6 protein-coding genes are annotated in these 6,405 nt (G+C 57.1%); all 6 read left to right on the top strand.

Annotated features, from left to right (window positions below; all coding sequences use genetic code 11):
- Positions 1–236: 236 nt before the first annotated feature.
- The 6 genes from ACIOMR_RS10925 to cyoE all read left to right on the top strand — a co-directional run bounded on the left by ACIOMR_RS10925 (position 237) and on the right by cyoE (position 6,369).
- On the top strand, positions 237–743 hold the full coding sequence (locus ACIOMR_RS10925; RefSeq protein ID WP_003216367.1) for a disulfide bond formation protein B: 507 nt from the start codon (positions 237–239) through the stop codon (positions 741–743).
- Between the two features lie 798 nt (positions 744–1,541).
- Positions 1,542–2,483 carry a ubiquinol oxidase subunit II gene (gene cyoA / locus ACIOMR_RS10920; protein ID WP_008435619.1) on the top strand — a complete coding sequence of 314 codons (942 nt, stop codon included), beginning with the start codon at positions 1,542–1,544 and terminating at the stop codon, positions 2,481–2,483.
- Between the two features lie 3 nt (positions 2,484–2,486).
- Positions 2,487–4,505, top strand: coding sequence for a cytochrome o ubiquinol oxidase subunit I (gene cyoB, locus ACIOMR_RS10915; RefSeq protein ID WP_401194022.1), 2,019 nt, complete (start codon positions 2,487–2,489; stop codon positions 4,503–4,505).
- Positions 4,506–4,508: 3 nt separating this feature from the next.
- Positions 4,509–5,135 carry a cytochrome o ubiquinol oxidase subunit III gene (locus tag ACIOMR_RS10910; RefSeq protein WP_008435616.1) on the top strand — a complete coding sequence of 209 codons (627 nt, stop codon included), beginning with the start codon at positions 4,509–4,511 and terminating at the stop codon, positions 5,133–5,135.
- Positions 5,135–5,470, top strand: coding sequence for a cytochrome o ubiquinol oxidase subunit IV (gene cyoD, locus ACIOMR_RS10905; RefSeq protein ID WP_003216374.1), 336 nt, complete (start codon positions 5,135–5,137; stop codon positions 5,468–5,470). Before ACIOMR_RS10910 ends, cyoD begins: the two co-directional genes overlap by 1 nt.
- A gap of 11 nt (positions 5,471–5,481) precedes the next feature.
- Complete coding sequence (gene cyoE / locus ACIOMR_RS10900) at positions 5,482–6,369, top strand: heme o synthase (protein WP_003216376.1); 888 nt, start codon at positions 5,482–5,484, stop codon at positions 6,367–6,369.
- Positions 6,370–6,405: the final 36 nt, after the last annotated feature.

The raw sequence follows: 6,405 nt of genomic DNA, 5'->3' as shown, positions 1-6,405 counted from the left end.
GACTGGGGGGGGGGGCGGGGGCGGGCTCGCGGGGGTTTTCGCGTTATTTTGTGTGGCCCCCCCCCCCCCCCCCCCCCCCCCCCCCCCGCTCCCACATTTTGATCTCCATTTTCCCTGATTAATCTCCTGTTAATGCCTCCTGTTTAAACCTCCACACGCCAACTGCTCAACTTTCACCGTCCGCGTGTAAACTTGCGGCCATTGGCACAACCATCATTGGCTAAAGGGAAACGGGGATGATCGACGAATTGCGTTTGGGCAGGGAGCGACGCTTTCTGGTACTGCTGGGCATCATCTGCCTGGCGCTGATCGGCGGGGCGCTGTACATGCAGGTGGTGCTGGGCGAGGCCCCTTGCCCGCTGTGCATCCTGCAACGTTATGCCTTGCTGCTGATCGCGATCTTCGCCTTCATCGGTGCCGCCATGCGCACCACCCGCAGTGTCACGGTGTTTGAAGCACTGGTGACCCTCAGCGCCCTGGGGGGCGTCGCCGCTGCCGGCTATCACGTGTACATCCAGTTCTTTCCGAAGGTCAGCTGCGGCATCGACGTGCTGCAACCGATTGTCGATGGCTTGCCGCTGGCCTCGGTGTTTCCCCTGGGGTTCCAGGTCGACGGCTTCTGTGAGACGCCGTACCCGCCCGTGCTCGGCCTGTCCCTGGCCCAGTGGGCGCTGGTGGCCTTTGTGCTGACGGTGATCCTGGTGCCACTGGGCATTTACCGTAATCGCCAGGGCAACGCCTAAGCGGTTACAACTCAACGCCCCGGCCTTCCTCTAAAGAAGGCTGGGGCGTTTTTGTTTGTAGGCATTTGTGAAGAGGCCGTGACGCGGGGCAAGTTTGGGTGTGCGCAGCGTGCGACATGTTGTCACACGGAAGCTGTCGCAGGACGTTTCTGACGCTCGTAAACGCGCCATAAATTTGCATGAAGCGGCGTTTTATGGCTGTCAGTTCGTCGTCTGGCCGACGCCGCGAGTGGCGTGCGGTCGGCGACATTGCCCGATGTCCGAATGCCTTGTTTTTAGGGGACTTGGATCCGTTTTCGATGCCCTTACAGGCTGTAAGGGATGTGGCAGATTGCCCAATAACACGGCATTTTTTGTGGTTTTTGTCGAGAATCAAACGCGATACGATCGCGGACCTTTGCAATAATGGTGAAGGATTATTGCTGGAAACGATAAAAATTATTTCTGGATAAGACATGGTTTATACATCGCTAGCTAACTACAATCGCCCGCACTGAATGTCCGGTGCTGCTCACCCCTGAGCAAACTAGGGCGGTCGAGAAGCGGATGTAACGTTTCATGCGACCCCAGGTGCCGGCAGCCTTTCAACTATCCGCACCAAATGGAATTGGTCTGTAACAAGGCCTTTGACCAACGAATTCGAATAAGAACTCACCGCTAGCCCGGGACGTGTCGATTCGCGCAAGGTGCGACGGGCAGGCCCTTATTCAATCGAAGAGAAATGCCAACCCTTGGCAGGGTGAAGTGTTGGCGATCAAAACCCAACTGCATTGCGCAAGCTGCTTTAGAGGTCGTGAGATGAGTAAAAACAGGTACCCCCGATTACTAGGCTTTTTGCCGCTGCTTGGCATGATGTTAATGCTGGGAGGCTGCAAGTGGACCTTGCTCGACCCTAAAGGTCAGGTCGGTCTGGATCAACGCAACCTGATCATCACCGCCACCCTGCTGATGCTGTTGGTCGTGGTGCCCGTGATCATCATGACGTTCGCGTTCGCCTGGAAATACCGCGCGTCGAACACCAGCGCCACCTACGCGCCGAAGTGGTCGCACTCCACCAAGATTGAAATCGCGGTGTGGCTGGTGCCGATCCTCATCATCATCGCCCTGGGTTACATCACCTATAAGTCGACCCATGAGCTGGACCCGTACCGTCCGCTGGACTCCGACGTCAAGCCGATCAACATCGAAGTGGTCGCGCTGGACTGGAAGTGGCTGTTCATCTACCCGGACCTGGGTATCGCCACTGTGAACCAGATCCGGTTCCCGGAGAACACCCCGCTTAATTTCCGGATCACCTCCGACGCCGTGATGAACTCGTTCTTCATCCCTGCACTGGGTGGCCAGATCTACGCGATGGCAGGCATGCAGACCCGTCTGCACCTGATCGCGAACGAGAAAGCTGAAATGGAAGGCATCTCCGCCAACTACAGCGGTGCTGGCTTCACCGGCATGAAATTCAAAGCGATCTCGACGAGCCAGGAAGATTTCAACGCCTGGGTAGCCGAAGTCAAGGCCGCACCTAAACAGCTTGATCAAGCTGAATACGACGCCCTTGCCAAACCAAGCCAGAACAACCCAGTCGCCCTGTACTCCACGTACGAGCCGGACCTGTTTCAGAAAATCGTCGACAAGTACGAAGGTATGAAGCCAGGCAAGCCGATCGAGCACGAGAAGAAAGAAGTGGCCGCGGTTGAAGGTTCTGACACGGGCTCGCATTCAACTGCTGGGGCAGAGGAGTAAACGATGTTTGGTAAATTAAGTTGGGATGCGGTCCCGTTCCACGAGCCGATCGTGATGGTGACCATCGCCATGATCGCGCTGGGTGGTCTGGCACTGTTTGCAGGTATCACTTACTTCAAGAAGTGGACCTACCTGTGGACCGAGTGGCTGACTTCGGTCGACCACAAGAAAATCGGCGTCATGTACGTCATCGTTGCCATGGTCATGCTGCTGCGTGGTTTTGCCGACGCCATCATGATTAGTACCCAGTTGGCCATGGACAACTATGGTTCGCCTGGCTACCTGCCTCCTGAACACTATGACCAGATCTTCACCGCCCACGGTGTGATCATGATCATCTTCATGGCGATGCCTTTCTTCACCGGCCTGATGAACCTTGCCTTGCCGCTGCAGATCGGTGCGCGTGACGTTGCGTTCCCGTTCCTGAACTCCCTGAGCTTCTGGCTGCTGGTATCCGGCGTAGTGCTGATCAACCTGTCCCTGGGCGTCGGCGAATTCGCCAAGACCGGTTGGGTTGCGTATCCGCCATTGTCGGGCCTGGCCTACAGTCCGGGCGTGGGTGTGGATTACTACATCTGGGCGCTACAGTTATCAGGACTCGGGACGACACTGACGGGGGTCAACTTCCTGGCCACCGTCTTGAAAATGCGCGCCCCGGGCATGAAGCTGATGGACATGCCGATCTTCACCTGGACCTGCACCTGGGCCAACGTACTGATCGTTGCATCGTTCCCGATCCTGGCTGCAACCATGGCGTTGCTGTCGCTTGACCGTTACCTGGATTTCCACATTTTCACCAATGAACTTGGTGGCAATCCAATGATGTACGTGAACCTGTTCTGGGCATGGGGTCACCCTGAGGTGTACATCCTGATCCTGCCAGCGTTCGGTATCTTCTCTGAAGTGATCTCGACCTTCTCGGGCAAGCGCCTGTTCGGTCACCACTCGATGATCTACGCCTCGGGCGCGATCTCGGTACTGGGCTTCATGGTTTGGCTGCACCACTTCTTCACCATGGGTTCGGGGGCCAGCGTCAACGCGTTCTTCGGACTGGCGACGATGCTGATTTCCATCCCGACGGGGGTGAAGCTATTTAACTGGCTATTCACCATCTATCACGGTCGTCTGCGTATCACCAGCCAGGTTCTGTGGACCCTGGGCTTCATGGTGACCTTCGCGATCGGCGGCATGACCGGCGTACTGCTGGCCATCCCGGGTGCTGACTTCGTGCTGCACAACAGCCTGTTCGTAATTGCTCACTTCCATAACGTGATCATCGGCGGCGCAGTATTCGGCTACATCGCAGGTTTCAGCTTCTACTTCCCGAAAGCGTTCGGCTTCAAGCTGCACGAAGGCTGGGGCAAGGCTGCATTCTGGTTCTGGATCTCGGGCTTCTTCGTCGCGTTCATGCCGCTCTACGCTCTGGGCTTCATGGGCATGACCCGTCGTCTGAACGCCACGACCAACCCTGAGTGGGTACCGTACCTGTACGTTGCCATGGTGGGTGCACTGATGATCGCTGTGGGTATCGCCTGCCAGCTGATCCAGCTGTATGTCAGCGTGCGTGATCGCAAGCAGAACATGTGCGAATCCGGCGACCCATGGAATGCACACACCCTGGAATGGTCGACTTCGTCGCCACCGCCGTTCTACAACTTTGCCGTACTGCCGAAGGCTGACAGCATCGATCCGTTCACCGAAGCCAAGGAAGACGGTACTGCGTACCAGAAGCCTGCGCGTTACGAACCGATCCACATGCCTAACAACACCGCTACCGGCGTTGTGATGGGCGCGCTGTTGACCGTGTTCGGTTTCGCGATGATCTGGCACATCTGGTGGCTGGCCATCGTGAGCCTGGTGGGCACCATCGGCTACTTCATCGTTCACGCTGCCCGTGATGACCAAGGCTACATGGTGCCGGTCGACGTGATCGAACGCATCGAAGCCGAGCAACACGCTCGCCTGGTTGCCGAGAAGAAGATCCCGGCCAACCGTGTTGAAACCTCGTTGGAACAGGCTTAAACCATGTCGAACTTAGTGACCAATGCTGGACACGCCCATGTCGATGACCATGGGCACGATGACCATCACCACGACTCGGGGCCAATGACCGTATTCGGTTTCTGGCTCTACCTGATGACCGACTGCATCTTGTTTGCGTCGATCTTCGCGGTGTACGCGGTACTGGTAAACAACGTAGCGGGTGGCCCGTCGGGCCACGACATCTTCGAACTGCCTTACGTGCTCGGCGAAACCGCCTTGCTGTTGTTCAGCTCGATCACCTACGGCTTCGCCATGCTGGCCTTCTACAAGGGCAGCAAGAAAGGCGTCCTGAGCTGGTTGGCACTGACCTTCCTGTTCGGCCTGGGCTTCATCGGCATGGAGGTCAACGAGTTCCACCTGCTGATCTCCGAAGGTTACGGCCCGCACCGTAGCGGCTTCCTGTCGGCGTTCTTCACGCTGGTAGGCACCCACGGTCTGCACGTGACTGCCGGTCTGATCTGGATGGCGACCATGATGTATCAGGTCAACAAACATGGCCTGACCAACACCAACAAGACTCGCCTGAGCTGCCTGAGCCTGTTCTGGCACTTCCTGGACGTGGTCTGGATCTGCGTCTTCACCGTTGTCTACCTGATGGGGACTCTGTAATGGCTAATGCACATTCCCATGACAGCCATGATGACAGCCACGGCAGCGTCAAGTCGTACGCCATTGGCTTCATCCTGTCGGTCATCCTGACGCTGATCCCGTTCGGCCTGGTGATGTACCCAACCTTGCCGAAGTCGATCACCTTGATGATCGTCCTGGCGTTCGCGGTGATCCAGGTCCTGGTTCACCTGGTGTACTTCCTGCACCTGGACCGCTCGAAGGCTCAGCGCGATAACGTGATTGCGTTCGTGTTCGCAGGTTTGGTGATCCTCCTGCTGGTTGGCCTGTCGGTATGGATCATGTTCAGCATCCATACGTTCATGATGGCGAAGTGAGGTAAGACCCGATGTCGCTTAAGCACTTTATCCAAATCACCAAACCGGGGATCATTTTCGGTAACGTGCTTTCTGTGGCAGGCGGTTTCTTCCTGGCCTCCAAGGGGCATGTCGATCTGGCCATTTTCCTGGCTGCGATGATCGGCACGTCCCTGGTGGTAGCTTCCGGTTGTGTATTCAACAACTGCATCGACCGCGATATCGACATCAAGATGGAACGCACCAAGAATCGTGTGCTGGTCCAGGGCCTTATCTCCCTGAAACTGGCACTGATCTTCGCGACCATCCTGGGTATCGCCGGCGTGGTGTTGCTGTACAAGGTGGCCAACCCGCTGGCGGCGCTGTTTGCCGTGATCGGCTTTGTCATCTACGTCGGCTTCTACAGCCTGTACCTCAAGCGCAAGTCGGTTCACGGCACGCTGGTGGGCAGTCTGTCGGGGGCGATGCCGCCGGTGATTGGTTATGTGGCTGTGACCAATAGCTTCGACATGGCCGCGTTGGTGCTACTGGTGATGTTCAGCCTGTGGCAGATGCCGCACTCCTATGCCATCGCGATCTTCCGCTTCAACGACTACCTGGCTGCCTCCATTCCGGTTCTTCCGGTCAAGCGTGGCATCAAGGTCGCCAAGAAACACATCCTGCTCTACATCCTGGCCTTCCTCGTGGCGACCTTGATGTTGACCTTCAGTGGCTACGCCGGCATGAGCTACCTCGCCGTTGCCGCCGCCATGGGCATGTACTGGTTGTACATGGCCTGGACCGGCTACAAGGCGGTGGATGACACCGTCTGGGCACGCAAGCTGTTCGTCTTCTCGATCTTCACCATCACCGCCTTGAGCGTGATGATGTCCCTGGATTTCCAGGTGCCGAAAGAGTTGCTGCTGACGTACGCTCACTGAGTGATCGAGCAGTAAAAAACCCCGCCTTCGAAAGAA

It is taken from the genome of Pseudomonas sp. NPDC087814 (assembly GCF_044742865.1).
GTDB lineage: Bacteria > Pseudomonadota > Gammaproteobacteria > Pseudomonadales > Pseudomonadaceae > Aquipseudomonas.
Note: the sequence above shows the minus strand (reverse complement) of the source record. Positions and strands in the feature narration are given on the sequence as shown.